Consider the following 4,083-nt stretch of genomic DNA (forward strand, 5'->3'; position numbering starts at 1 on the left):
ATTTCATATGAGTTACAAACTATCTTTTGAAAGGCTTTAAAGATTACATACTCTCATAAGACATGTTTTAATCATTCACTAAAATCATAAGATTCGTTTGTTAAATAAACTGACATAACCGATAAAATAGATAATAATCCATTAAAAGGGATTTTGATCATCTATGGAATAATTTTATAGATCTTTTTTTATAGGTTGTTTCCTTAAAATCTTGCACCAAAACCACGATCAGAGCCCCACCACTTCAGTTTCTCAACTAGTAATCAAGGCTTTGGACCGCGCCTTATTTTCTAAATTTCTGAAATCTTTTTGATATTGTTAGGTGCTATTTCTTGTCTTTTTTTTCTGATAAAATTGACTATTTTCTCTTTCTAAGAGTAAGGTTACTCCTTGCTGATAACCTCTTGTTGATCATCAAGCTTTTCTGCCATCTGTTTAATCAAAGCGTAACTCACTTGCTTCACCTTTGCTACTTCTTTGGCTAAAGCTAATGCACGTTCAAGGTGGGTTTTGTTGATGCTCTCGTCAAAGCCTAGGTGATCACCTGCTGCAAAACTTTTCTGATAAGATTGTAAGGTCTCAACATCACCCAATAAAGCAAGAGCGCCAAGATGAAGTAAAGCATAATCCGTATCGTTTGCTTTAGACGTGGCGCCTTTTTCCCAAGGAGCAGTGCCATAATCAGAGCGAAGTCTTTTAGAAAGGTCAATGTCTGTTACCGACCATTCTAAAGCATCATCAAGCGCTTGTTTTAAGCGCTCCTCACTGACCTCTGGTTCAAAGATTTCTAACCCCTTTGCTTCAAAATTAAGCTGTATATCTGGGATATCTTCCGTGTGGGTAGGATCAATGAATTTACAAGCGGTGGAAAGAATGCCCGTGCTAATCATAAAGGCGCTATCAAATTGCGGGTAATCTTTAGCAATTTCGTCGTTATAAAGAATGTCTACTTCACGATCAGCCAATTGATAGCTTGCCATATGGTCATTCTCATTGATTTTCTCAGTTGACCAACCTAAGCTTTTCAAAAGTGCATGAGCACTTTCCATGGTGAGACGATCATCAGTGTCATCTGCTTCATCCACTTCCTCTGCCACTTCAACAGAAGTTCTTTTAGAAGCAACAGATGCTGTTTGCGGATCCAAGCTTAAAATCAATGCCTTTTTGGGAAAACCTGTTCAATAACGCTGTGCAAGAGTAAGAGCGTTCTCAATATCATATTTTGTGATGTTTTCCACAAAACCTAGACAGCTCTTTCTTTGAAAACTCTCCTTATAAAACTTAAGTTTTTTGACATTGCCAGTCAAAATAAGTGCAATGAGGTGAAATTCTGCAAGGCAAAATTCACTGTTTGTTAGCAACGCCGCATAATCATAGATGATTTGGTTGCTGTTTTGGTTGTCAGCCCACTCAAGTATATCTGTACAAATCTCCTTTAGCTTGCCTTCATCCAATTCAGTACTAGAAACTGTATAAACTTCTTCTGCTTCTTTGATGGCTATATATTGAGGCATATTATAGAAAATCTCTCTATGAGCCGTAGAAAAACTAAGTGTTGAAAGGGACGCCTTGAATATAAGGATAGGTGTTTTTCCTTTTGTATCAAGGCTGTACATTATATTAATGATACGGTCTTTGCTTATAAAATAGGCATTACAATTATAATTTTTGTCGCGATAGACTGTCCAGTTCATCATTTTTAATGTTTCAGAAACTGTATTAAGAAGAACCAAAGATTGTACACCAATACGTGCATCTGCCGCCTCTCGCTCCTTTAAAACGGTCAGATGTCCTTCAGCAAATTGAACAGCGTGATTAACATATTTTTCCACATCATCGTCATCTAAATATTCAGAAATCGTACCTGCTTTTACGGCATTTTGATAGGATTTCAGGACATCAATTTGACCTGTCAATGCTAAGCAAGCCAAATGCCAGACTATATCTATATTGTAGCTATATTTTTGGAAAAGTGTTTTGCTTTCAATCGATGCTTGTAAATCTTGGGCGCGTGCCCATTGTATCACCCGCTCAGCTATTTTTGTCAACTCTTGCTCATTTAATGTCTCTAGACAAATATTAATCTCTTTACCAGAACCGCTAAAAATCCCTCCTCCAAGCGTATTAAAAGAATTATAAATATTTGTAGGTGAGACGCACTCATATTCTCCATTATAGTGAATATATTTGCAAGCTACAGAAATCTCTTCATTAGATATTTCAGCTTCAAGACGAACATTGTAACTATCATGAAGACGTATAAAGCCAAAATCAAACTGAATAAAGCGGTCTGGCAAAGAGAGCCACATCTTTCCAGGTTCTGTGGCAAACCAACCGTGGGTTTTAAGAATACCAGTTGCTGCTGTGAGACTCATCAACCGTTGTTTAGGTCGTTTCTGAGCAAGAATATCATCTAACTCACCATTTTTATAAGCCTCAGCAAAAAAGATAACGCGCTTAACCTGCGTTATCTTTTCATAATCAGAAAACTCTGGTGTATATAATTGAGGTGTAGGTTTGTAATTTCTTAAAGCTTCGGTATCGCCGAGTAGAGCCTTTGCAACGAGAGAATGATTAGCAGCTTTTTCACGTAATTTTTTCTCAATATCTTGTGCGTGCGCCCAAACTAACACTTTATTTAAAGCTACCTTAACGTGGTTTTCAAAAAATTCTAGTGCTGTAACTCCAAAATTCTCTTCTGAAGAAATCAGCATATCCTCATATTGGTATCGCGATTTCTTACCGTTAGCGTATTCCCAGCCAAGACAATAGGCGGCAGTGGTAAGACTGACAGAAACCCATAATCTTCCACTATCCCGTCCATAATCTATGACACCATAATGAATACGCACTATGCGATCGGGGAGATGATAATAAGCAAACATATCACCCATTTCATCGCGATGGGGCTCCCAGCCAAGTCTTTTTAAAATCTCTGTTGCATCTTTGGTTTGCATCGTCATTACCCTGCGTGCTCTTTAATTCTTTTACAGAGAAATTCATAAAAATTACTTGCGTAATACTGGGGATCGCTAGGTAGAAACTTAAGATAGAGCGGACACTCTCCATCCTGAAACTGAGTATAATCAAAGTAAAAGGTTTCACCAAAATCTGTTCTATTGACAACAAGCTGCTGTGGTTTTGCTAAACCATTTTTTATATCTGTTAAGTGATAATAAACAATATCACCAGCAGGATTATCTTCAAAACTTGCGTTATAAATGCTAAATATTTCATAACCTCCAATTTCTCCTCCTCCATAATTTTTTAAAAAACTTTTGTAGGACGAGGTGAGTTGTAAACCAAGAGTTCTCTCAGCCTTTTCAATCAATATATCATCAGGCGCATCCTCTGCAGTGCCAAAATTGATAATCTCATCATCATATTTATTCACTTTATCAATTAATACTACAACATCATCTAAGGTATAGGTTTTCATAGATGATCCCCCTTAAAAATATTAACGATGCCTGCATTCTTGAAAATAAAAAATAGTGGTTTAACATTGCAATTCGGAAGTAAAACCACCATACAAAGAAATTTACTTCAAGTTATCTGTAATCCTTTTACAGAGAAATTCATAAAAATTACTTGCGTAATACTGGGGATCGCTAGGTGGAAACTTAAGATAGAGCGGACATTCACCATCCTGAAACTGAGAGTAATCAAAATAAAATGTCTCACCAAAATCAGTTCTACTCACAACAAGCTGCTGTGGTTTTGCTAAACCATTTTCTACATCCGTTATATGATAATAAACAATATCATCACTACGAGCAATTTCAAAATTTGTATTATAAACACTTAATATTTCCTCACCACAGATCTCCGCTCTTCCATAGTTTTTTAAAAAACTTTTGTAGGAGGTTGTGAATTGCAATTTAAGAATCCCCTCTGCTTTTTCAATTAGTACATCATCAACTGCTTCATCTGTAGTGCCAAAATCGATACTATCGCTATATTTATCAACTAGTACTGCAACATCAGCTAAGGTATAGGTTTTCACAAATCTTCCCCTGCGTGCTCTTTAATTCTTTTACAGAGAAATTCATAAAAATTACTTGCATAATAATGTGACGCTCC

General features: G+C 36.5%; 2 protein-coding genes and 1 pseudogene. All 3 read right to left on the reverse strand.

From position 1 onward, the window contains the following. Positions 1 to 383: 383 nt before the first annotated feature. The 3 genes and pseudogenes from ACFIQE_RS08830 to ACFIQE_RS08840 all read right to left on the reverse strand — a co-directional run bounded on the left by ACFIQE_RS08830 (position 384) and on the right by ACFIQE_RS08840 (position 4,006). Positions 384 to 2,957, reverse strand: a pseudogene (locus tag ACFIQE_RS08830) (DUF6990 domain-containing protein). Between the two features lie 5 nt (positions 2,958 to 2,962). Beyond that, the gene (locus tag ACFIQE_RS08835) at positions 2,963 to 3,439 is read right to left on the reverse strand and encodes an SMI1/KNR4 family protein (RefSeq protein ID WP_375627527.1); all 477 of its coding nucleotides are present in this window, start codon (positions 3,437 to 3,439) and stop codon (positions 2,963 to 2,965) included. Between the two features lie 102 nt (positions 3,440 to 3,541). Beyond that, positions 3,542 to 4,006, reverse strand: coding sequence for an SMI1/KNR4 family protein (locus ACFIQE_RS08840; RefSeq protein WP_375707560.1), 465 nt, complete (start codon positions 4,004 to 4,006; stop codon positions 3,542 to 3,544). Positions 4,007 to 4,083 lie beyond the last annotated feature (77 nt).

Source organism: Bartonella sp. AA1HLJMS (assembly GCF_042197445.1).
Taxonomy (GTDB): domain Bacteria; phylum Pseudomonadota; class Alphaproteobacteria; order Rhizobiales; family Rhizobiaceae; genus Bartonella.

Excerpts from the sequence above, each read along its gene's own strand:
- ACFIQE_RS08835 (WP_375627527.1), bottom strand. The coding sequence starts at position 3,439 with ATGAAAACCTATACCTTAGATGATGTTGTAGTATTAATTGATAAAGTG.